This is a genomic window from Vibrio sp. Vb2131, from assembly GCF_033338535.1.
Taxonomy (GTDB): domain Bacteria; phylum Pseudomonadota; class Gammaproteobacteria; order Enterobacterales; family Vibrionaceae; genus Vibrio; species Vibrio alginolyticus.
The window spans coordinates 1-22664 of the sequence record NZ_JAWOSW010000024.1 but is presented as its reverse complement, the minus strand read 5'-3'; the positions used below and the strand labels follow the sequence as shown (position 1 = coordinate 22664).

Below are 22664 nucleotides of genomic sequence, written 5' to 3'. Positions count from 1 at the left end.
ACCGTAAGTTCCGTTATTTGTTATAGACGGCCCATTGTATCAAGACTGAAGCGATTCGAATATCGCGATCCAGAGAAAGAAAAGTTAGAAATATGTACAAACGTTATATAGCCCAAATTATTTTTGCGTTAACCATACTATTCGCCGCACCAAGTTGGGCTGAAACGGAAGAAGCTGGACCTAAGTTGGCATACTTTACCCTAGAGCCTGATCTCACTACTAACTTTTACACCAAAGGCAAAAAGTTAGGTTATGTGCAAGTGCGCATCGACATCATGGTAATGAGTCAACAAGATTTATCAGTTGTTGAGCATCACCAACCTTTGATTCGCGATGCAGTGATTGAATTACTGGGTAAGCAAACAGAAGATACGATTAAGTCCCTGTCTGGCCGAGAAGATCTGCGCAAAACCTTAGTGACGACCCTCAACGAAACACTTTTGCCTGAAACAGGTAAAACCATCATTGCCGATTTGTTGTTTACAAAATACCTTTATCAATAAACCCAAATCCGTTTTGAACATAAAAAAAGACCGCCCTTGAGCGGTCTTTTCATTTCATCTGCTTTAGGCTTGCTGTTGGTATTTCATCTTGCCTGAATCAAACAGCGCAATCGCCATCCCCGACAGTAGCCCAACTAAGTGAGCGGTGTTTGCAATCGCCATAAATGGCTGCACAAAACCAAGAACTAACCATACCAACATAAAGACGATAATTGGCTTGGGTAGCGTAAGGCCTAAATGTGGCAAGCGGTAACCCAATATCCACAAATAACCAAGCAGTGCATAGACCACACCAGACAAGCCGCCGAAGTTAGCCCCTTCAACATAGAACTGGCCTGCCCCTGAAAGCGCTGCCGACACCACAAAGAGTTGCAATAGCTTACCGGAACCGAGACGACGTTCGATGTCGCCCCCCAACTGCCACCACCATAGTAAGTTAAACACGATGTGAGTTACTGAAAAGTGCAGTAACGCATGACTTAGCCATCGCCACACTTGCCATTGTTGCCCCTCAAAAGCCGGGAAGTGCAACAACTTAAACACGCCATTGCCAAAGCCAAACATTTGTAACAAGTAGATGATGATACAGACTGTCATGATCAGCAAAGTCATGGGGCCAGCTTTCGCTTTGACCATGCTCATGATACTCGGGCTGGAATAATGAAATGTGCTCTTACGAGTATCGGCAACGTCCCACGAGGCGGCGCTGTATTTTGAATCAGACGGGTTAGCAAGGAACAGCTTAAGTTCGGCTTCCGCTTCTATTTCATGCTGGCTATCAGTCAGCCACAGCGCAAATTGCCCATCCCCTTCAGGCATCATTTCGATGTCAATTTGGCGAGAGGCCATATAATCAATAAAGGCTTGCGCCATACGTGGATTATTTAACGTTACCAATCTCTTCATTAACTTCTCACTATCGGTAGTTCTGCTCGATGCCAGGCTTCAAAGCCACCATCTACACTGTACACCTGTTCAAAGCCTTGGTTAACCAAATATTGCGCCGCACCTTGGCTACTAATGCCGTGGTAACACATCACTAGAATAGGTTGTTCGAACTCCACTTCATCCATAAACGCAACGATCGTATCGTTAGTTAAGTGATACGCGGACTCCGCATGCGCAACGGCAAACGATTGAGGGTCACGGATATCTACAAGCTTCGCATCACCCTGCTCGAGCAGCGCTTGCGCACCTTGTACATCGATATGCTTAAACTGATCCATTTACTTTCTCATTGTCTTATTAATATACCCAAGCAACCTCGAACCTAACGTACTAATCAGCACCCGTGGTACAGCATAAAATCCATATTTGAAGCTGCTTGGGTATACTGCCGCTATTGTAACCTATCCAACGGCAAACTTAGACACATGGATAATCAGGGTTTTCAAAAGTGTACACATTCCAACCATTTGTGGATAAAGCTGTGAATTGCGTTGATAAAGTGTATTTGGATCTTTTGATCCACAATATGTAGTGATGATCCTGATCTAACTGTGTGTATATCTATAACTATCCCCAGATGGAAAAGTGCTTGAATCCCTTGTTTTGTCCGGGTTTCGAACAGTTGATAAATAATTACTTCACAGAGTTATACACAGGTAGCACATAAAATCCGGATCGCAAACGCTATCGATTTTCGATCGACAATAAAAAAGCCGAGATCACATGATCTCGGCTTTCTATGAAAATCTTACTTTCAATTAGCAGTGGAAATTAAAATTCACCCACGGCCAATTTTAGTTTCTTCATTGCATTTTTTTCTAGCTGGCGAATACGCTCGGCAGAAACACCGAACTCATCAGCTAAGTCTTGCAATGTTGCTTTCTCATCATCTAACCAACGAGAACGCACGATGCGCTGACTACGCTCATCCAAACTCGCTAATGCATGACCCAAGCGATTGTTGGTGTGCATTTCCCAGTTGGCGGCTTCAATGTTGTCGGCCACATCAGACGATTTGTCTTCTAGGTATAGCATCGGCGCTGTGTAAGCGTTTGAACTGTCGTCTTCATCAGTTGGCATATCAAAGGTTGAATCCACCGCCGCTAAGCGTGATTCCATCTCGCGAACTTCAGAAGGCTCAACACCTAACTCGCGCGCAACGGTTTCCACTTCACCGTTGTTAAACCAACCCAAGCGCTTTTTCGACTTACGCAGGTTGAAGAACAATTTACGTTGCGCTTTAGTGGTCGCAATTTTCACGATACGCCAGTTACGTAGCACGTATTCGTGGATCTCTGCTTTGATCCAGTGGACAGCAAAAGAAACCAAGCGAACCCCTACTTCTGGGTTAAAACGCTTAACGGCTTTCATTAGACCGATGTTACCCTCTTGCACAAGATCCGCCATTGGCAAACCGTAGCCAGAGTAACCACGAGCAACGTGAACAACGAATCGTAGGTGCGAAAGAATTAGACCTTTTGCAGCCTCAATCTCACCTTTATAGTGTAATCGTTCTGCCAGCTCACGCTCTTCGTCTGCAGTCAGCATTGGGTAGCTGTTTACTGAGCGAATATAGCTATCAAGGCTATCTTGCGTGACTAGAGCCATCGGATACGCTTCTTTTGTCATTCAATTCCTCATCAATCTCTGATCTGGAGCATTACATTGCAATTTAGCTTCGATATCTTGAACTCAAAATGAACAAGTTTCAAGAAGGGGAAGCAATTATCCATAAACATTTGGTCTAAGCAAGGGTTCAAAATTAGCTAGTGCTAATGAAATCCAAGTAATAAGACCGCCATCACTTAAACTGGTTCAATTTCTTTTAAATGTCGTTGCGCAGAAAAGCGCGCCGCAATACATCCCAAAAGACTCCCAATGATGATTAGTAACAAAGATTCATCCCAACTTAGACCAATCAGGCGGAACTGGCTATCGTACAACGCAGCAAGGTCTTCCACCGCACTATTCATGACAATGGTCACTAAAGCCGTTACCAACCACGCAATAGTGGCACCTAACACGCCAAACCACATACCTGTGTACAAGTAAGGGCGCAGAATGAAACTGTCCGTCGCACCGATCAGTTTCATGGTTTGAATCTCTTCTTTATTCGCCAGCACATTAAATCGCAATGTATTGCCAACGATTAAAAATACCGCACCGAGCATCAGCACTGTCAGGGTAATGACAATAATACTCGCGAGAGTTTTGATGGCATCAAGACGCGCCAGCCAGTCTTCGTCAAGTCTCACGTCGGTCACATCTTGTTGCTCTCGAACGTCTTTGGCTAATGACTGAATATCACTTTTTAGCTCCGAATCTGGCGTAATCACCAACACACCAGGTAGCGCATAGCCACTTAAGAGGCTGATAGCTTGGTCGAACCCTGCATATTGGCTTAAATCAGATAGACCTTGTTGCGGTGAAATATACTCTACCTCTTTTACCAAAGGCCAAGTTTCAATTTGATCTTTGAGAACCATCACTCGCGCATCCGGCATGCCTTCAACTAAGTAAGCACTAACTTGTGAAGGAGAAGCGACATCTTCCGCTGCCCCCGCAACGTTTTTCCCCAATAGATACAAACAAGCTGGCATGGCAAGTGCCATGGAGATGACCGCTAGGGTCAGAATGTTGCCTAGTGGTCGTTGCCATAAGGCGCTAAAAGAGGATTTAGCTTGTTTTGCGTGGACAGAGAAAAAACCATCGGTATTCGCACGCTTGGCACTGCGGCCTTTCCCCTTCTTTTGGGAGTGCTTGTTACCTGCCATAGTCTTCTACCTCACTTAGGAAGCCTTGGTTCAATTCAAAATGACGATACTGTGGGCGAGTGTTTACTAACCCCACATCGTGCGTGGCAAGTAGGATAGTCACGCCCGCACGGTTAAATTCTTCGAATAGACGCAACACACGGTTGGATAATTCTGGGTCAAGGTTACCCGTAGGCTCATCAGCCACCAGCAACGTTGGTCGATTAACCACAGCACGGGCAATACCGACGCGCTGTTGCTCACCACCAGAAAGTTGACTAGGTAGACAACGAGCTTTATCGAGTAAGCCCGTTTTATCTAACGCCGCAGAAACACGGCGTTTGATTTCGTTTTCAGAAATCGATTCGATACGCATTGGCAGAGCGACATTGTCGTACACACTGCGATCCATCAATAGGCGATGATCTTGAAAAACAATCCCAATATTGCGGCGCAAAAAAGGGATGTCTTTGCCTGGAATACGCGTGATGTCGTGGCCATTAAAATGGATTTTGCCATCGGTTGGTCGCTCTATCGCGCAGATCAATTTCAGCAAGGTACTTTTACCAGCCCCGGAATGTCCGCCTAAAAACGCCATTTCACCGCGCCTCAGGTGAAAATCGACTTTTTGCAGTGCTTGTCGACCACCTCGGTAAGCTTTGCTTACTTGCTGAAATTTGATCACCGTTGATTTCCTCTAACTCTTTTTATTCTTCACGACTAAACAGTGCGTCAATAAACTCTTGAGTTTCAAATGGACGCAAGTCTTCGATACCTTCACCCACACCAATGTAACGAATTGGAATACCGAACTGATCAGCAATAGCGAAAATTACGCCGCCCTTGGCTGTACCATCCAGCTTAGTCAAAGTAATCCCGGTTAGAGGGGCAACATCACTGAAAAGTTTCGCTTGGCTAATGGCATTTTGTCCTGTACCTGCGTCAAGCGTTAGCATGATCTCATGTGGTGCAGATTCATCAATTTTCTTCATCACACGTACAATCTTACGCAGCTCTTCCATTAGGTTCGCTTTGTTCTGTAGACGACCTGCTGTATCAGCAATCACCACATCCACACCACGTGCTTTTGCCGCTTCAATCGCATCATAGATAACAGAGGCACTGTCTGCGCCAGTATGTTGAGCAATCACAGGAACATTATTACGTTCCCCCCACACTTGTAGCTGCTCAACCGCTGCGGCACGGAAAGTATCGCCCGCTGCAAGCATCACTTTTTTGCCTTGAGTTTGGAACTGCTTCGCTAGCTTACCGATGGTCGTGGTTTTACCCACGCCATTTACACCTACCATCAAGATGACGTAAGGCGTTTTGTTGCTATCGATTTCTAGTGGCTGTTCGACTTTAGAAAGAATCTCAGCCATTTCTTCTTTCAACAAACCATAAAGGGCTTCGCCGTCTTTCAGATCGCCACGTGTGGCTTTTTCTGTCAGGTTGTTGATGATTTTTGTTGTGCTATTCATGCCCACATCAGCAATAAGCAGTTGCTCTTCTAGCTCTTCAAATAAGTCCTCATCGATTTTCTTACCACTGAATAGACCGAAGAAGCCAGCACCAATATTTGCTTTTGTTCGGCTTAGGCTGCGTTTAAGACGAGCAAAAAAGCTTTCTGTTGGCTTTTCTTGTTCTTGAACACGAGGCGCGGCCGATACGACTTCTGGCTCCTCTGCTTCTGCTTCTGCTTCTGCTTCTGCTTCTGCTTCTGCTTCTGCTTCTGCTGGGGCAGCCTCTGATTGTTTCGCTTCTTCTTCAAGTTCTGGCGTTGCTTCCGCTTGCTCAGCAACCGCTTCGGTTTGCTGCTCTTCAGAAGGCGCTTCCACTGCTTCTTCTTTTACTGTTTCTTCAGTTTTTGGTTTTGGGCTTTGTTCTTCGTCACCAAAACCTAGCCACGAAAGTAATCCGCGCTTCTTTTTTTCCGTCATCTGGGGCTATCCTAGATTGTTCTTTTATCTATTAATGACTCTTTTTTGACAAGATTATTATCTGTCTAAAAAAGGCTAATGACAAAGTTCTGAAAACTTTCCGATTAGGTAATTCTAATCTTATTAGTGTTACACTCTGTCATCTTGAATATTCTGGGCTGTATCCAAGCTCCAAGCTCATTGCTTGGGCGATTAGATATAGTATCACTTTATTAGCGGTCAAAAAATCTATGGTAAGACGTCGCCAGCAAAACTCATCACAAAAAAAGCCAACAACGGGCTTTGTTCGCATTATTAGTGGCTTATGGAGAGGCAGAAAACTTCCTGTACACGATGCTGAAGGCTTACGCCCCACGACCGATCGCGTCAAAGAAACGCTGTTTAACTGGTTAGCTCAAGATGTACCACAGGCAAAATGTCTCGACTTGTTTGCTGGCTCTGGCGGCTTGGGATTTGAGTCAGCTTCGCGCCAAGCAGAGCAAGTGACCATGGTTGAGCTAAACCCACAAGCTTTCCAACAGTTACAAAAGAATGTTGCCTCTCTTAACGCGAACAACATCCAAGTGGTAAATACCGACGCACTGAGTTTTTTGAAGCAACCGGGTTCTGCTCACCATGTGGTGTTTATTGACCCACCGTTTCGCAAAGGTCTATTGGATGAGACCGTGGCTCTGCTAGAACAAAATGGCTGGCTCGCGGAAGATGCGATGATTTATATTGAAACAGAAAAAGAACTCAATATTGCCGACTTACCAGAAAACTGGCAATTACATCGAGAAAAAACAGCAGGCCAAGTGAGCTATCGTCTGTACGAACGTACCTCCGCATAACGCCTCGATTTAAAAGGATACTTAAATGAAAGCACTAATTATGCTGGCCAAAGCGGCTATCGCCTTTGTTTGGTTAGTATTAATCCTAAATATTTTTATGCCCTTCCCCGGCAATGCCGCGATTGCGCTTTACATCATGACCGCTTTTTTGTTCATCATGCACGGTTTACAAATGGCCATCTTCATTGGTGCATTTGGCGACAAAATAAAAATGAGCAGTTGGGAAAAATATTCAATCCTGATTTTTGGTATTTTTGCCCTACTCGATATTCGTCGTAAACACATGATGTAATCGCTCAGATACGAAAAAGCCGCTCTTGTGAGCGGCTTTTTTCTGCGTTTCGTTCGTCACCCAATGTAACTTTTTACACCATCTAAGAACATTTGAGTGGAGATCATCACCAGTAACAAGCCCATTAAGCGTTCTACCGCCTTCAAGCCACGTTCACCCAACAAGCGATTAAAGAAGCCATAAAACATCAGTATAAAAAATGTTGCGCCCCACGCAATTACGACTGATGCTGACATTTCCAACATTTTCTCTGGATGTTGCGAAGACAGTAAAAGCAAGGCTGCAATCACTGAAGGGCCCGCGATCATAGGAATGGCCATCGGAACAATAAAGGGCTCCTCGCCTGCTGCCAGTCCAGTGATGCTGCCAGCACTCGGGAAAATCATCTTAATCGCAATAATGAAGAGAATAATGCCACCTGAAATGCTGAGCGTTTCTGGCTGGACATGCAAAAAACTTAAGATGCTTTGTCCTGCAAACAGAAACAGCATCAAGATCAGTAAGGCAAACAGTAGTTCACGAATCAATACCTTACGACGACGCTTGGGATCGATATGTTTGAGAATAGACAACACAATCGGCAAGTTACCGAGGGGGTCCATGATTAGAAACAGCATGGTCGCTGCAGAAAGAATGTCCATATTCTGGCCTCACCTAAAAAATGGCGGCCAGTGTATAGCAAACTGACAACATGAGTATATGACTGAGGGCGAAAACACCATAGTCACCCTCGATCTTAGCCGCCGTTTAGTGATTGCAAACTCGCGCCATATTGACCACAAACTTACCTTCAAGCTCACGAATTTTGTCGCGCTTGAGCAAAAATGCTAGTAATGCATCTAAGTCTAGATCATTCAGTTTACAGGTGTGAAAGCGAACGCTAGCACCAAAGTGCTGTGTGAGGGCTTCGCGATCCATTGGTGTTTCTCTAAGTAGGTTTAGCAGCTCGTGAGCATGGATTTCACTCATTATTGACTCCAGTTATTAAGAACAATGCGTTCAGTTTACTGAAATCCTCAAGAGCTGCTTTGACTTAAATTAGTAAATGATTGAGGCAACAATGAGGGCATGAGCAAAAAAGTAACTGCCACTCACCCACAAATAGGCGTGTTTCATCGGTTTTCGATAACCGTGTATCGCGTATGCCAGCGCCGAATAGATCAGAACTAAGGTTCCGCTAAAACCGATAGCATTGGCGTAACTCGGCACTTGTAACCAAACTTCACCGGCTGCCCAAGCAAGTTGAACCAGCATCATCCCCATGATCACAACGGGGAATACCAGAGAGTCGAGTTGAGGTAGCAACAAAAAGAACGCCACGATACTCGCTGCAAGCAGCAGGGCCAACAGCCACCAGACAATCTCACCATTAAGCTGCACCCAAAATGACTTGCTGTAGCATACCTGGGCAACCAGATAAGCCGTAAAATAGATTAGCTTACGAGTTTTAAACGAGTGCAGCGTATCTGCCACCATAGATACAATAAGCCCACCCGCAATCCAGTAGGTATATGTTGCGGATGCACCTTGAGTTAACACCAACACAAGAAGAAGTAGCAGAGTAAAGATTTTAAACACGAGGGATTGTGTCGGGTTAGCTTGCTTTGCTCCCAACACGGAATACACACCTGATAGCCCTATCGCCAGCCAACTCCACATGCAGTATACACCTTTTACTTAAACTCGCCGCTAGTCTAGGTAGACCAGTTTTGATGTAAAGACACAATCTACGAAAGTTGGATCTCGCTAGCGATTCGAAACATTTTGTAACCCTCAGCCTACGTAATAATAAAGCCGATGAGCCTGAATGATGCCACTAAACATTGGGGCCAAGCTTTGCTCATCAGCCGAACCCATCAAATCACACGACACAATAACCAACGCTTTCTAAAACTATTTAACTGAAAAACAGATAAGTGCTCCAGGTAAGCCGCCATTTCACAAACTGACGATTAAACCACCAGGATGTATGTAATGCAGGCAACAAGAATAAATAACAGACACAAAATAGAAAATAGTCTTAGTAGCGCTCTAAGAGAGGAGAAACCACTGATGACTAGGGGTAAAAACTAAGAAAACCGACCTTAATTCAGTAAAAAAAACATCAGACAAGAAAAGTAAGTCAATGATAAATAAAACCATAATTTCAATAACAGATAAAAGTGCGGACTTCATAAACCATAAAATCACTAAACACTTTTGAAGCCCATATTTTCTCATAAGGTAAGAAAATCTCACTCCATGCTTTCGATTTGACGATGCAACCTCATAGCACATTTTTTAATTTTCTCAATTTTTGAGAAATACAGACAAAATAAACACCCAACATACCATTCGAAACAAAAAACAATTACAAAGCCAACATCACAAACCATTTAACATTATGAAATCATACACTTAAAACAAAAAAGGATAGAAATAAAACAATGTGAACACTTTAAACACAGCACAAAAAACATAGTTTCATTAGTCAGAATCATGTAAAACCAGACAAGTTAAGTGTGGTTTTTGAAAAGATTAACGAGCATATGTTGATCAAACCCCAAAAACAGTGCTATATTAAATTCATCGAGTTCATCAAAGATTAAGGGGTAGTGTTATGATTTCATCTTCTCAAAAACAAGGGCTGGTTATGATTGCAGTGGTTGTGGGTTTAATGACACTGCCAATGATGTACTAACCCAATGATTTAAAATAAAAAAGGACGCAAATGCGTCCTTTTTTATTTATCTGTATAGCTCTACTGAATGTGCTTAGACAAAATATCCCAGTGCATATAGTAGAAACCAAGAGCGGCCAGCGTAATCAACGTCATTAGCAAAATTGCTGTACGCCAAATAAAGCGAGAGCTTCTTGGTGTCAGCTCTTTTTCACAAGCATCACATGCCGCCATAAAGCCTTTACGATCATCCAGCTTGTAATCGTCTTCGTGCACCACTTTGTTACGCACGGTTGCGATGAATCGAAGCTTTGCTATCACGTCATGCGGTAAACGTTCTTCACAACTATTAATAAGTTGGTGCAACCCTTTCCCTTCTGCATGGTACTGAGTACGCAAAAGTTTTTCGATCGTTCGGGTACGCATGACTACTTTTTCAATATCTGACATCGTAACCCTCCTTACCAGACCCTTCCTATGTTCATTATTTTTATTCTTCTATAAATTTAGAGCTTTTTCGAGCCGTTAAGTGCAATTTTACTTTCAATTTGTGCCCTTGAGCGCATATAGCCTAACAAGTGAAAGCCGCTTCGTTCAGCTTTAGTGACTTCGCTTGCAGATGAAGCGACGATTTCATCGTGCATCATTAAGATAAATCGTGAAGTGCGCCGAATAATCTCCATATCCCTTTCATTAGATTATGAATAAGTTACCTCAACTCATCGTTTCGTCAGCGAGTACTGTAGAATGGGACCCGATAAAACATTGGAGGTTAATATGCCAATCTCACTTATTGTCGCCCTATTCGCCCTTATTGCCTTGGGCGCGTGGGTGTTTTTCCGTTTTTATAGTAAGCACTATGTGGGCGAAGACGCTCCAGAGCAAAGCGCGCAGGTAACGGTTTTAGATAAACAAGCGATAGACATACCAAACGCACCACCAGGTCAAGACGATCAAGAGTATTGGATTTACGTTCAACGTGGTTCTATCGGTCCAAAGCGTGAATTCCAAATTGGAGTGCATTACTACCATGCACTCAACCCTGGAGATAAGGGAACACTGACCTATCGCGGCAACAAGTTCCTTCACTTCGCTATCAAACGTTAAGGCAGTAACCAACGAGTCTTGGCAGAACGAGAAAAGAGATAGCTCATCGCCAAGGCTCCAGCTCCACTTAGAACGATCCAGACTGGAATCACCCACGCAGGATGTCCTGTGTACCAACCGAACTCTTTCATCGGCCATAAGAAAATAGGGTGAAGTAAGTAAATCCCTAAGCTGTGCTGACTGATCACACTAACCACTTTTTGTACTTTTGGTGATAAGCCTTCACCAAAGTAACGCCCGATCATAAAAATCATCGAAGCCGCTAGAATCACATTCAGTGTTTTATAAGAGAGCCAGCGCCCAACCGTATACTTCTCCGCCTCTAAGCTATTTGTCACAACCATCGTAAAGGTCACTGCCAACGCCACGAGTCCTAGCCCAACAAATAAGGTCACCATAGAGCGATTCGAAGGTACCTTTTGAAATAAAACATACCCCAGTGGAAGGTAACCCATATAAAGCCACATCTGATTACTCCAAGGGCCATCAATCTTGAACAAGAACAGAGTGCTGGTGAAAAGCCAAAATGCGAGATAGGTATACAAGACGTTGTTATCCACGTTGCGTACCATCCATTGAAACAGCGGAATCACAAAATACAGTGGTATAAAGTAATAGAAAAAGCCGAGATGGTAATACGTTGCGTGGAATGGGCTATTGCTTAATACCTCTTTTACGGTTTCAAAATCAAAGCCTTGAGAAGTCCAACCTGAAAGGTATGCATAAAACATCGACCAAATAAGAAATGGAACTAAAACTTTGCCCAAACGCCTTTTGATATAATACTTACCGTCAAATGGTCGAGTGTCACTGAGCATTAGCGCTCCGGTGATCAAAATAAAAACTGGCACTGCCCAACGGGTTACGCTATTCACGCCTACCGCTGTCAGCCATTGGTCAAATGGAATCACTCCTAACTCATTTCGATACGGTGCCAAGACGTGAATGGCGATCACTGCTACCGCTGCGAAGCAGCGCAATAAATCAAAAAACAGAACCCTTTCTCTCATACCTTTCCCTACTTTGAGTCGCTTATCGTTTATAGCATAGGGTAAATCTCAAGCAGTGAAATGGTTAACAATCTGTTTTTGCTTATTTTTAACTCAACAATGACCTACAACGGGGATTTCATCACCACTCTAATCACTTAACGAGAACCAAAAACCAAGCATCAGTATTCACTCTCGATGCCAAACCGACACAATCTGATTACAGCAAACGGCGCATAAGAAACAAAAATGGCTCCGATTTGGAGCCATTTATACCATCTACAGATAGCGATACTGGGGATAGTTACGCAGTAGCAACATCAGCTTTTGGCAACTTAATTGAAATCAGCGTCGTCAGTGCCAAGAAAGCAAAAGAAACCCATAAGCACGCTGCGAGGCCTGCCTCTTGGTAGATCCAACCCGATAATACCGTGCCAATCAAACGTCCCATCGCATTGGCCATGTAATAAAAACCGACATCCAACGAGACGCCATCGCCTTTAGCGTAGCTCACTATCAAGTACGAGTGCAGCGAAGAGTTAATGGCAAACACAGCGCCAAAAATCATCAAACCTACCACAATCACCAATTCAGGCTGCCAACCGATTTGCACACCATAAGCAATACCAGCCGTAATTAACGCTAGGACTCCTGCCCACACCAATGCTGCACTACCATCAGGCACACGACCTTGCGCTTTGCCAGTAATACGCGGCGCAAAGCCTTGCACAAACCCATAAGCAATGACCCACGTAGCGAGAAAGCTACCAACCCACAAGTGATCCCAGCCAAACACGCTACCAAGATAAATAGGCAGAGCAACGACAAACCACACATCACGAGCACCAAACAAGAACATGCGAGCTGCGGATAAAATGTTTATCGATTCAGACTTGGAGAATATTTGGCGAAACTTAGGTTTACGCTTTGCTTTACCCATGTCCGCTTCTAGCCAGATCATGCTGAAAACAAACACTAATGTAAGTACACCCGCCATAATAAACATCGAGTTTTGAAAACCCACCCAAGACAGCAGCAAGCCGCCAACAAAAAAGCCCGCTCCTTTGAGTGCATTCTTCGAGCCAGTTAAAATCGCTACCCATTTGTAGAGCGCACCTTGCTGCTCGTCTGGTACTAGCGTTTTTATCGCGCTCTTAGCACTCATTTTGTTCAGGTCTTTGGCAATCCCCGACAGAGCTTGCGCTGCCATCACCCAAGGAATGGTCAGCCATGCATTTGGTACTGCGAGCATCAGCAACGCAAACACTTGCATCGCTAAACCAATGTTCATGGTTTTATTTAGGCCTAACCTTGCGCCCAGCCAACCACCAACTAGGTTTGTCACCACACCAAAAAATTCATAAAAAAGGAACAGTGAGGCAATAGCTAACGTGGAATAACCTAAGTCATGAAAATAGAGCACCACCAGCATACGCAGTGCGCCATCGGTCACCGTAAAGTTCCAATAGTTAAACGTCACTAACATGTACTGACGAATACTTTTGCTTAATTGAGAAATCATATTGACCTCATATGTACAGCGATAGAAGTATTTAGATCATCATGTTCTAAATACTTCCTAACCTGTACAGCAACATTGACCAATACAATGTTGCTGTGATTTTCAAAAAATTCCCCAACATCAATAAAAAGAAAAATGCACTTTAAAAACAATACATTAGTCAATGTTAGTGGCATTTTTTGTAAACAGTCGTATCCTGAAGAAGCTCGAATTTAGCTTTTGGATCATGATGAACCAAAAGCTATTTAAGCTGATCAAGCGTCTTGAGCCACGCGTTCGATGTACTCAACTTGCACAGGTTTTGTAAATGCACCAGGGCGCAATGCCTGCACTTCTCGCACGATATCTTCTAACTGCCATTCCTTTTCTAGGAGTAGGTGAGCAGCGAACAAACCTGTGCGCCCCGAACCACCCATACAATGCATCGCAACTTTGCCACCTTGAGCAAGAATCGCGTGCAGTTCCGGACTGGCTTGTTGCCACTTCGTCGCAAATTCTTCATTTGGTGCGCAGTCGTCTTCAATCTCGATCTGGAACCATTTCATACCCAGTTGCTGAGTGGCTTCACCCAATGCAGAGACATTCTTCGCAGCTAATTCACTATCATCTAATGCAGTAACGACCGCTTGAACACCCTGCTCTTTCAACTGTTCTAACGACGCATGCAAATCGACACCTTTCGTTCCTGGGCACGGTGTTAAGATTAAAGCACCGGAGTCCAAATCTAATTGCCATGTAGGATGAGACATTGTGACCCCCTTTTTAAGCCAAACCAACGTTACGAACCAGCTCTGCTGTGCGCGTTGCATAACCCATTTCGTTATCGTACCAAGCGTAAATCTTAACCATACGAGAACCCACAACCATGGTTGATTGCGCATCAACGATGGTTGAACGTTGGTCGCCTTTATAATCGATAGAAACTAAAGGACGCTCTTCGAAGCCAAGGATGCCTTTCAAATCACCTTCAGATGCTTCTTTTAACAGTGCATTCACTTCTTCTGCTGTGGTATCACGCTTCACATCAAAAATGATGTCTGTTAACGATGCGTTTGCTAGAGGTACGCGAACCGCATGACCATTAATTTTGTCTTTTAATTCTGGGAAAATTTCGACAATCGCCTTCGCGCTACCCGTCGTGGTCGGGATAAGGCTCATGCCGCATGCTCTTGCACGGCGTAGATCTTTGTGTGGCGCATCCAAAATAGTTTGCGTATTCGTCAGGTCGTGAATGGTCGTAAAAGAAGATTGTTCGATACCCAATTTCTCATGAATGACTTTAACCACAGGTGCGATACAGTTAGTCGTACACGAAGCTGCTGTCACGATACGATGTTTTTCAGGGTCGAAAATATGGTCGTTCACGCCCACCACAATGTTCGCAATACCTTCTTCTTTCACAGGTGCGCTTACCACGACACGTTTCACGCCTTGCTCTAGGTATTTGTTTAGGAATGATGTTTTGCGATGTACGCCTGTCGCTTCAATCACAACATCACAATCAGACCAGTTCACCGCATCGATATCGCGTTGTTGAGTCGTGGCGACACGCTTGCCGTTGATGACGAGCTCACTGCCTTCGACCTGAACTCCATGATGCCAACGACCTTGCACTGAATCGAATTCTAATAAGTGACCAAGCGTAGCGGCGTCACCTGCGACATCGTTGATTAACACAAACTCCAATTCTGGCCAATCAAATGCCGCTCGCAGCGCTAAGCGACCAATTCGGCCAAAGCCATTAATTCCTACTTTAATTGTCATAGTTTTACCCTCTAATCTTCTACCTTGAATCTCTATTCGCTGTTAACAGCAAGCCTCACGACTTTTATCGTGTAAGCGTGTGATGTCGTCTTGGTATTCCTGCTTCAAACAGTTTGATGCCACTAAGTCTTCAATTAACTTTCGCATCCAACCTGGTAATTGCTGTGATAACTCGTAATACACCCATTGTCCTTGGCGTTTATCCACCAAGATGCCACTGGATCGTAACTGAGCAAGATGACGAGAAACTTTCGGCTGGCTCTCTTGTAGAGCAAACGCCAAATCACCAACGCAAGTTTCACCTTCACGGGCCACGAGCATTAAACAACGTACGCGTGTTTCATCGGATAACAGCTTAAAAAACTGATGTGGAAGCATAATGAACATACCTATATATGGATATGCGTATATGTTTATTTAATTAAGATATATCGTCAAGAGGAAACCGTCCATCGTCATAAAAGTTTCACATCTAACGAACAGCTTGATTGTAAAGAGAGAGATTCAAAGAGATAAAAGATAAGACAAGAAATTATGCAGTCGCGATGCTTTGACTCCAGCGAGCCGCTTCACCTAAGGAGAGCTTCACTTCCTCTAAAGGCAACCCCAATTGCATCGTGATTTTTTCAACCCCTGACCAATCGGCACGCTCGTAGCACTCTTCGAGGGAAATAAGTGCACCATAAACCCCTTTGCGATGTAATAGCGCTTGTTGTACTGAATGACTAAGCGGTAACTGCCTAACTAAAGATTCCACCGAAAGATCCAGCAGCGCATCTAGAATCGACAGCAAACCAACCATGAAACCTTGCTCGTTGAGGTGAGAGAATGGCTGATAGCGCGACATCAATTGGCAAAATTGAGCTCGTTGCAATGAAAGGTGATACAGCTCTCGAGGCTTGTTACTGGAGATATACGATGCCACAACCAAAGAGACAAACTGCTTAAGGTTATCCTGGCCAAGATAAATCAATGCCTGACGAAAAGAGCTGATTTCGACAGCCAAATTCGGCGCTTGCGTATTTACAAAACGCAATAATTTATATGACAACGCGACATCTTGCGTAATGATGGACTCGATACGAGTAAAGTCAGGCTCAGGAGCACAAACTTCACGAAACAGTTGCAATGCCAACACTTGCTCAGGACTGACGTATTTAGTCTGCGAGACGAGTGGCTTGCTAAAAAATAACCTTGGAAAAATTTAAAGCCAGCCGCTTTCGCTTGCTCAAACTCTTCTGCGGTTTCAACACGTTCTGCTAAAAAGTGGTATTTGACGCGTTTGGCCAGGTGTGTTTTGACCAGTTCACAGGCCTTTTCGAGCCCCATCGCCATAATGTCGAGCTTCACAATATGCACATATGGCAAAAAACGACGCCATTCTGGTGTTAGGGTGAAGTCATCCAAAGCGATCAAGTAACCTTCTCGATAAAACTCACGAATCGCATCAAGAAGCTCATCCGTAGGTTGGCACGTTTCCAACACTTCGATGACAATTTTGTTTTTCGGCAAACTGCGCGGCAAACGTCGCACCAAGCTTTGATGAGGAAAGTTAATAAAGCATCTTGAAGAGGCAATCACTGGGTTAGTACCCAGTGATAGGAAGTTTTCGACGATCAGTCGGTATGTCGCTCGATTTGAATCAATATGTGAAGGGTATGCGTTACTCTCCCCGTCTCGAAACAACAATTCATAACCCAGCGTCTGTCTTTTTCGGTTAAAGATCGGCTGGCGAGCGACATACGTTGTATTCATGCTAAAGAAGGACCTATAAATGGCTTATGACTTTGCAGCTGCTAATAATGCACCACAACCCATGAACATTGAACCGAATACTTTGTTTATTTTTCCCATGATTTTATCGGAGCGAATAAAGCGTCCCATTTGTGCTGCCAAGCTCGTGTAACCCAACATTACACACGCATCAATCACGACTGTAGTGACGCCAAGCACCAACAGTTGCGTGATTTGGTCTTTTGCCGGGTCAATAAACTGCGGGAACAACGCCACCAGAAAAACAATCGATTTAGGGTTGGTGAGGTTAATCAACACTGCCTTGTACAACAGCGCCGTGCCTGACATCTCGTTGTGGTTTTCAGCTGCGACTAAGCTTGATGTATCGCGCCATTTCTGAATCCCCAACCAAACCAGATAAGCGGCACCAACCCATTTAATGACAGAAAATGCGGTTGCTGACTGCGCGACAAGCGCACCAATACCCGCCCCCACCAGCGCGATGTGGATAACTAAACCAATTTGTAAGCCAATAATGGCACCCAGTGATTTACGGGTACCGTAACTCAAACCATTACTGATTGAGTTCACCGTGCCAGAGCCCGGAGCCAAACTAAAAACGATTGCTGTTACTACATAAGCTAACCAGACATGGGTATCCATTGCATTTCCTCACTAATTCTTCGATGATACATCGCGTAAACAACGTATCTTCAGGTAATCAACTAATGGCGACTAACCATTCACCTTTGACTTATACTCAAGAGACATTATTTGAGCAAGCAATTGGTGGTCCGATCGCAGCACTTTGGCAAACTCGCCAAGAGGGCTTTGTTAAAGGGACTGAGAAAAAGAACATTTACTGGTGCAAGCTAACCAACCCAGAGCATAAAAAAGCCGTGCTCATCGTAAATGGACGCATTGAGTCTTCCTGGAAATACCAAGAGCTGTTTTACGATCTCTACCGCCAAGGTTTCGATGTCTATTCCTTTGACCACCGCGGACAAGGTTTATCAGATCGTTTATTATCTGACTCAGATATGGGTCACGTCTATGACTTTACTGATTATATTGATGATATGGACATCGTCGTAAAAAAACACGACCTTAGCGAATATCAACAATGCTTCATCATCGCGCACTCTATGGGCGGCGCGATCGCCACACGTTACCTGCAAACTCACCCAGAACACCCTTTTACTGGTTTGATTCTAAGTGCGCCCATGTTTGGCATTAACCTGCCATGGTACCTATCACCAATAGCGATTCCGGTCACACAAATTATGTCAGCGGTATCGACTTTGCCACGCTATGCACCAGGACATCAGGCCTACTTCCCTAAGCCCTTTGAAGATAACCCACTTAGCCAAAGTTACGGCCGCTACCAATGGTTCCGAAACCTATATACGGAAAAACCGGAACTGCAAGTCGGTGGGCCAAGCACTCGCTGGGTTTGGCAAGGGCTCATGGCCGCTAAGCAGTGCTTTTTATTAACTCGCCAAGTCAAAATACCAGTAATCCTAATCCAAGCCGGAAACGATCGGATTGTTAGCAACCTCGCGCAAAAGCGTTTTATTGATAAATTGCGGAAAACCAACCCGCACGCGGAGCTGCTTTCCATCGAAGGCGCACAGCATGAAATCTTATTCGAGACCGACAAGTATCGTAATCAAGCGCTCGATGCGATTTTCCGCTTTATGAATGACCCTAAATCGCCATCAAACGAACAAGCACAATAAGAACTCTAGGCGACCATTTCACGACTAAGATTAAAGAGGAAATGTCTACACATCGATTTACCCTCTTTTTCATCCTCATTTTGGCGTACACTGCTTGAACTTGGCTACTTTGACACAGTGTTTAACCGCATAGTGCTACGGGCCCAAGTTCCCCCGCATTCGGAGCAGTACGATCTAGTCAGTCTGCTGTACTCCGTTTGCAATTCACCTGTTCCACACTATCCAAACCGTTTACGAGGACTTCATGAGCACATCGCTACCTTGCAAAGAGATCACCAAAATCGTTGCCTCTGATCTGGATGGCACGTTACTCGCACCAAACCATCAGCTCAGTGCTTACTCAAAAGAGACGCTAAAAGCGCTGCATGAAAAGGGTTATACCTTTGTCTTTGCAACCGGCCGTCACCACGTAGACGTTGCGAGCATCCGTCGCCAAGTTGGCATTCCAGCTTATATGATCACGTCGAATGGTGCCCGAGTGCATGACCAGGAAGATCAGCTAATGTACAGCGAGAATGTCCCTGCGGAACTGGTACAAGGCGTGATCGACACGATCAAACATGATCAAGAAATACTTATTCACATGTATCAAAATGATAGCTGGTTGATGAACAAGGATGATGAAACGTTACGTGACTTCCACGATGAATTCACTTACGTCTTATTTGATGAAGACCACGCCCCAACTGACGGTATTGCGAAAGTTTTCTTCACGCATCCAGGAGAAGACCACGAACGTTTGGTCGTATTTGAAAACAAACTACGTGAGCAGTTTGGTGATAAGCTGAACATCGCATTTTCAACGCCTTGGTGTTTGGAAGTAATGAGCGCTGGCGTGTCTAAAGGCCATGCTCTTGAAGCGGTAGCGAAAAAACTCGACCTCACGTTAGAAAACTGCGTAGCATTTGGTGATGGCATGAATGACGTAGAAATGCTGTCGATGGCAGGTAAAGGGCTAGTTATGGGTACATCACACGAAAAAGTGATGAAAGCTCTACCAAATAATGAAGTGATTGGCAGCAATGCGGAAGATGCGGTTGCACACTACCTACAAGAACACTTGCTGTAAGCTTCAATACTCCAAATTATGAAGGGCTGCACATTCGCAGCCCTTTTCTTTTATCGCTGACTTGGCAGCTTCTCTTTGCCAAGAATCGCGTCCCATTCTTCTTCTGTCACGGGCATAATCGACAAGCGATTTCCACGTTTCACCAACGGCATGTTCTCAAGTTCTGGCATCGCTTTCATCACCGACAACGGAATCACTCGCGCCGTTTTACGTACAAACTCGACATCCACCATAATCCAACGCGGGTTGTCTGGGTCTGACTTTGGATCGTAATAATCGCTTTCGGGATCGAATTGGAAATGATCGGGATAGGCTTCTCTCACAACTTTAGCAATACCTGCCACGCCAACATGTTTACAAGAAGAGTGGTAAATCAGGACTAAATCGCCCACCTTCACTTGGTCACGCATCATATTGCGCGCCTGATAATTACGAACTCCCTCCCAACATGAAACCTTTTGGGTTCGAAGCGTGTCAATAGAAAAGGTATCTGGTTCAGTTTTAAATAACCAATATGCCATAATGCCATCCGATGCCGATTGAGTAACAATAATGAGGAAGATATAACATGAAGGCTTTGAAAAACCCAGTGGCGCTTGCCACCCTGCTGGTTCTGCAAGCATGTAGTTCACAGTCGCCACAATCTGGTGCCGCTGACCCAACCTCTCCACCAGCAACCTTAGATAAGCCTGAAACCATTCAACCTCAAACTTTTATGCTGCGCGGAAAAGTGATCGTCGGTCACGAGAGCCAATACATCATGCCTTGTGGCAGCGACAAGCAATATTGGTTGCAACTGTCACCACAGCAAATGCAACGAGCAATTCAGTTAAATAACGAGCCTTACCAGACCATGTATGGCGAGGTTATCGGCCACCTCAACCCACCGGGCATCGATGGGTTTTCTGCTGATTTCGATGCTAACTTTGTCGTGGAACAAGTGAACTTCCTCACAACGGAAAATCCAAACCGTTGTCAGCAACCAAACAAACCAACTCGCGTGTTTGGTAATGAGCCTTCTTGGTCGGCAAGCTTTGAGGCTAATGGACTAACATTCCAGCAAATCGGCAAACAAACCACAAAATTAGCGATTAAAAGCAGTCAGCTTCAACCTCGCCAGCGCACTTATCAACTACAAGATGGTGAGCTTCGCTTAACAGAAAACCTCTGCTCAGACACAATGAGCGATTCTTTGTATGGCTGGAAAGCAACACTAAAACATGATGGCGAGACGTATCAAGGTTGTGGTATGGCTGCAAACGTCGATGCAACGCTTGGCTGGGCTAATACCTATGTCGCGACCTCAACCCAATCACAAGGCTTTGAAGTACAAATGACCTTAAACCCAGACCATAGCGCCACAACAAAATACCGTTACGCCAATGGACAAGCACCATTAATCGAGCGTGGTTACTGGCAACAGTTAAGTCCGTATCAGGTTCAAGTTGTCATGACGCATCATCAACAGCAAAGGCTAGTGTCAGAGCGACTGTTTACTCGAGAAGGCAATCAGCTCAAAGCGACCAAAGAAAAAGTCGGTAACTTGGTATACCCAATCGCCGATGGTGGTTTAGTCCTTTATCCTGCCACCGTTCGTGATGAAGGCATCATGCAACCAGCCGAAAAACGCACCAACAACCCCATCGGTAGTGCTGACGTCCCTTCTAGTGCAGAGTTTGATTCAAAAGTAGATGCCGCGGTGCGCAACTACTTCTTTATCCATCAACCCCCCCCCAACAATAACCAATACCGTTGGCTAACTTACGACCTCAACAGCGATGGTAACGAAGAGCTATTGGTACAGTTGGATTGGTGTGGTTCCGGAGGCTGTACATTGCTGATATTTGAACATCACGAAAAGGAATGGCGATTTAATAGCCGCATTACACTAGTGCAAAGCCCGATTATGCTCGGCCAACAAACCTCTCATGGTTGGCGAGATCTGATTTTTAATGTCAGCGGTGGCGGAGCTAAAGCGGCTCAACACGTGATGCAATACACTGGGGTTAGCTACCCACTCAACCCAAGCATGGCGCCAACGGCAACGCCGAACCAAGTCAGTGGTGTGCGTCTGTTCTCTGATGGGATAAGCCCGGTGCGCGAAGGAGTTCGTCTGTAATGTCACAACCGTGTCCAACCTGCGGTTTTCAATTCAATTGTATGTGCTCGCTAATGCCGAAACTTACCAGTGAGCACAACATCCTGCTGTTAATGCATCCGAATGAACTGAAGCGTGATACTAATACCGGCCAGCTACTAGAGCAGTGCCAACTCAACATTGAGCGAGTAATCTGGGATCGCAAACAGCCACCAGCAGAATTGCTCACTCTATTAGCTGATCCGTCGCGGTATCCGGTGTTGCTCTTCCCCTGTGAAGAAAGTATCACACTCGAAGATGTGGTACTCCAAAGCCAGCAACAAACCAAAACTCCGCTGTTTATTATTTTGGATGCCACCTGGCAAGAGGCGCGCAAGATGATCAATAAGAGCCGTTGGTTAGAAGGTATCCCTACTATGGGATTGTCTGCGTCGGCGGACTCACAATATCAGCTGCGACGCAACCAACAACAAGGTAACTTGTGCACGTTTGAAGTCGCTGCACATTTGCTCGGGCAACTTGGAGAACAAAACAACCAACAACAAATGCAGCGCTTTTTTGCCCATTACCTCGCTCTGTTCCAAGCTGAAAAGAGTGGACACGCTCTTAAGCGTTAAACATTAAGCTCAGTAGAAGAACCAAGTAAATTACCACCTTCTAAAGAAGGTGGCTTTGTGTGAGCCCCCTAAAAGGGGGCCTTTGTTTAGTCCAGCGCCA

The 22664-nt window shown here is 44.8% G+C and carries 25 protein-coding genes and 1 pseudogene; 8 read left to right on the top strand and 18 right to left on the bottom strand.

Annotation, left to right across the window (positions count from 1 at the left end):
- Nucleotides 1–92 precede the first annotated feature (92 nt).
- Nucleotides 93–503 carry a flagellar basal body-associated protein FliL gene (locus R7E38_RS20315; RefSeq protein ID WP_005378687.1) on the top strand — a complete coding sequence of 137 codons (411 nt, stop codon included), beginning with the start codon at nt 93–95 and terminating at the stop codon, nt 501–503.
- Nucleotides 504–566: 63 nt separating this feature from the next.
- Here R7E38_RS20315 and glpG read toward each other — a convergent pair whose 3' ends face one another.
- The 6 genes from glpG to ftsY form a co-directional block, all read right to left on the bottom strand.
- A complete protein-coding gene (gene glpG, locus R7E38_RS20310) occupies nt 567–1409 on the bottom strand; it encodes a rhomboid family intramembrane serine protease GlpG (RefSeq protein WP_017636076.1) in 843 nt (280 codons plus the stop codon).
- The gene (gene glpE, locus R7E38_RS20305; RefSeq protein WP_005378691.1) at nt 1409–1729 is read right to left on the bottom strand and encodes a thiosulfate sulfurtransferase GlpE; all 321 of its coding nucleotides are present in this window, start codon (nt 1727–1729) and stop codon (nt 1409–1411) included. The genes glpG and glpE overlap by 1 nt, the downstream gene beginning before the upstream one ends.
- 493 nt (nt 1730–2222) lie before the next feature.
- Complete coding sequence (gene rpoH / locus R7E38_RS20300; RefSeq protein ID WP_005378693.1) at nt 2223–3080, bottom strand: RNA polymerase sigma factor RpoH; 858 nt, start codon at nt 3078–3080, stop codon at nt 2223–2225.
- Between the two features lie 176 nt (nt 3081–3256).
- Nucleotides 3257–4225, bottom strand: a complete 969-nt coding sequence (gene ftsX, locus R7E38_RS20295) for a permease-like cell division protein FtsX (RefSeq protein ID WP_005378695.1) — start codon at nt 4223–4225, stop codon at nt 3257–3259.
- Complete coding sequence (gene ftsE, locus R7E38_RS20290; RefSeq protein WP_005378697.1) at nt 4215–4889, bottom strand: cell division ATP-binding protein FtsE; 675 nt, start codon at nt 4887–4889, stop codon at nt 4215–4217. The genes ftsX and ftsE overlap by 11 nt, the downstream gene beginning before the upstream one ends.
- Nucleotides 4890–4911: 22 nt before the next feature.
- Nucleotides 4912–6144, bottom strand: coding sequence for a signal recognition particle-docking protein FtsY (gene ftsY, locus R7E38_RS20285; protein ID WP_318082049.1), 1233 nt, complete (start codon nt 6142–6144; stop codon nt 4912–4914).
- Nucleotides 6145–6374: 230 nt separating this feature from the next.
- Between ftsY and rsmD the strand changes: the two genes are divergently transcribed.
- On the top strand, nt 6375–6974 hold the full coding sequence (rsmD, locus tag R7E38_RS20280) for a 16S rRNA (guanine(966)-N(2))-methyltransferase RsmD (RefSeq protein WP_005378702.1): 600 nt from the start codon (nt 6375–6377) through the stop codon (nt 6972–6974).
- Nucleotides 6975–6999: 25 nt separating this feature from the next.
- A complete protein-coding gene (locus R7E38_RS20275; protein ID WP_005378704.1) occupies nt 7000–7266 on the top strand; it encodes a DUF1145 domain-containing protein in 267 nt (88 codons plus the stop codon).
- Nucleotides 7267–7322: 56 nt separating this feature from the next.
- Here the strand turns inward: R7E38_RS20275 and R7E38_RS20270 are convergent, their stop codons facing one another.
- From R7E38_RS20270 to R7E38_RS20255, 4 genes are all read right to left on the bottom strand, one after another.
- Nucleotides 7323–7907 carry a YhgN family NAAT transporter gene (locus tag R7E38_RS20270; RefSeq protein ID WP_005389671.1) on the bottom strand — a complete coding sequence of 195 codons (585 nt, stop codon included), beginning with the start codon at nt 7905–7907 and terminating at the stop codon, nt 7323–7325.
- A 106-nt stretch (nt 7908–8013) separates the two neighbouring features.
- Nucleotides 8014–8235, bottom strand: a complete 222-nt coding sequence (locus R7E38_RS20265; protein WP_005378711.1) for a YecH family metal-binding protein — start codon at nt 8233–8235, stop codon at nt 8014–8016.
- Between the two features lie 69 nt (nt 8236–8304).
- Nucleotides 8305–8925, bottom strand: a complete 621-nt coding sequence (locus R7E38_RS20260; RefSeq protein WP_005389670.1) for a lysoplasmalogenase — start codon at nt 8923–8925, stop codon at nt 8305–8307.
- 1081 nt (nt 8926–10006) lie between these two features.
- Nucleotides 10007–10375: a hypothetical protein gene (locus R7E38_RS20255; protein ID WP_005378717.1), complete on the bottom strand. Its 369-nt coding sequence runs from the start codon at nt 10373–10375 to the stop codon at nt 10007–10009.
- Between the two features lie 327 nt (nt 10376–10702).
- Here R7E38_RS20255 and R7E38_RS20250 point away from each other — a divergent pair, with 327 nt between their 5' ends.
- Nucleotides 10703–11032, top strand: a complete 330-nt coding sequence (locus R7E38_RS20250; RefSeq protein ID WP_005389668.1) for a DUF2500 domain-containing protein — start codon at nt 10703–10705, stop codon at nt 11030–11032.
- Here R7E38_RS20250 and R7E38_RS20245 read toward each other — a convergent pair.
- The 7 genes and pseudogenes from R7E38_RS20245 to rhtB all read right to left on the bottom strand — a co-directional run bounded on the left by R7E38_RS20245 (nt 11029) and on the right by rhtB (nt 17704).
- On the bottom strand, nt 11029–12042 hold the full coding sequence (locus R7E38_RS20245) for an acyltransferase (protein WP_054577272.1): 1014 nt from the start codon (nt 12040–12042) through the stop codon (nt 11029–11031). The two genes, R7E38_RS20250 and R7E38_RS20245, sit on opposite strands and share 4 nt — an antisense overlap.
- 283 nt (nt 12043–12325) lie before the next feature.
- The gene (gene arsJ / locus R7E38_RS20240) at nt 12326–13543 is read right to left on the bottom strand and encodes an organoarsenical effux MFS transporter ArsJ (protein ID WP_226084158.1); all 1218 of its coding nucleotides are present in this window, start codon (nt 13541–13543) and stop codon (nt 12326–12328) included.
- Nucleotides 13544–13797: 254 nt separating this feature from the next.
- On the bottom strand, nt 13798–14292 hold the full coding sequence (locus R7E38_RS20235; RefSeq protein ID WP_005383629.1) for a cyclin-dependent kinase inhibitor 3 family protein: 495 nt from the start codon (nt 14290–14292) through the stop codon (nt 13798–13800).
- A gap of 13 nt (nt 14293–14305) precedes the next feature.
- The gene (locus R7E38_RS20230; protein ID WP_005383630.1) at nt 14306–15307 is read right to left on the bottom strand and encodes an ArsJ-associated glyceraldehyde-3-phosphate dehydrogenase; all 1002 of its coding nucleotides are present in this window, start codon (nt 15305–15307) and stop codon (nt 14306–14308) included.
- Nucleotides 15308–15349: 42 nt separating this feature from the next.
- Nucleotides 15350–15685, bottom strand: a complete 336-nt coding sequence (locus R7E38_RS20225) for a metalloregulator ArsR/SmtB family transcription factor (protein WP_005378730.1) — start codon at nt 15683–15685, stop codon at nt 15350–15352.
- A gap of 154 nt (nt 15686–15839) precedes the next feature.
- Nucleotides 15840–17062 (bottom strand): annotated as a pseudogene (locus R7E38_RS20220) (EAL and HDOD domain-containing protein).
- A 24-nt stretch (nt 17063–17086) separates the two neighbouring features.
- Nucleotides 17087–17704, bottom strand: a complete 618-nt coding sequence (rhtB, locus tag R7E38_RS20215) for a homoserine/homoserine lactone efflux protein (RefSeq protein ID WP_005378732.1) — start codon at nt 17702–17704, stop codon at nt 17087–17089.
- A 65-nt stretch (nt 17705–17769) separates the two neighbouring features.
- Here rhtB and R7E38_RS20210 point away from each other — a divergent pair, with 65 nt between their 5' ends.
- Nucleotides 17770–18780, top strand: coding sequence for an alpha/beta fold hydrolase (locus tag R7E38_RS20210; RefSeq protein WP_005378733.1), 1011 nt, complete (start codon nt 17770–17772; stop codon nt 18778–18780).
- A gap of 244 nt (nt 18781–19024) precedes the next feature.
- Nucleotides 19025–19849: a Cof-type HAD-IIB family hydrolase gene (locus tag R7E38_RS20205; RefSeq protein WP_017636084.1), complete on the top strand. Its 825-nt coding sequence runs from the start codon at nt 19025–19027 to the stop codon at nt 19847–19849.
- Nucleotides 19850–19899: 50 nt separating this feature from the next.
- Here the strand turns inward: R7E38_RS20205 and R7E38_RS20200 are convergent, their stop codons facing one another.
- Nucleotides 19900–20370 (bottom strand): EVE domain-containing protein, encoded by a 471-nt coding sequence (locus R7E38_RS20200; protein WP_005378735.1) that lies wholly within the window; start codon nt 20368–20370, stop codon nt 19900–19902.
- 47 nt (nt 20371–20417) lie between these two features.
- Here R7E38_RS20200 and R7E38_RS20195 point away from each other — a divergent pair, with 47 nt between their 5' ends.
- Both R7E38_RS20195 and R7E38_RS20190 read left to right on the top strand, forming a co-directional pair.
- The gene (locus tag R7E38_RS20195) at nt 20418–21968 is read left to right on the top strand and encodes a hypothetical protein (protein ID WP_318082047.1); all 1551 of its coding nucleotides are present in this window, start codon (nt 20418–20420) and stop codon (nt 21966–21968) included.
- Nucleotides 21968–22564, top strand: a complete 597-nt coding sequence (locus R7E38_RS20190) for a tRNA-uridine aminocarboxypropyltransferase (RefSeq protein WP_025768162.1) — start codon at nt 21968–21970, stop codon at nt 22562–22564. The genes R7E38_RS20195 and R7E38_RS20190 overlap by 1 nt, the downstream gene beginning before the upstream one ends.
- Nucleotides 22565–22664 lie beyond the last annotated feature (100 nt).